The organism is Shewanella sp. NKUCC01_JLK (assembly GCF_019345615.1).
Classification (GTDB): Bacteria; Pseudomonadota; Gammaproteobacteria; order Enterobacterales; family Shewanellaceae; genus Shewanella; species Shewanella oncorhynchi.
In genome coordinates, this window is record NZ_JAHKRD010000062.1 from 1 (window position 1) to 205 (window position 205).

The window sequence follows — 205 nt, forward strand, 5'->3', positions numbered from 1 at the left end:
TTGGAGCGACATATCGGGTTCGAACCGATGACCTATACCTTGGCAAGGTATCGCTCTACCAACTGAGCTAATGTCGCATAATCTGTACTAATGATTTGGTAAATCACTAAGTTTTAATTTGGAGCGACATATCGGGTTCGAACCGATGACCTATACCTTGGCAAGGTATCGCTCTACCAACTGAGCTAATGTCGCATAATCTGTA

General features: G+C 43.4%; 2 tRNA genes. Both read right to left on the reverse strand.

Annotated features, from left to right (window positions below):
• Position 1 precedes the first annotated feature (1 nt).
• A tRNA-Gly gene (locus tag KO537_RS23050) sits at positions 2 to 77 on the reverse strand.
• Between the two features lie 42 nt (positions 78 to 119).
• Positions 120 to 195 (reverse strand) — tRNA-Gly (locus tag KO537_RS23055).
• Positions 196 to 205: the final 10 nt, after the last annotated feature.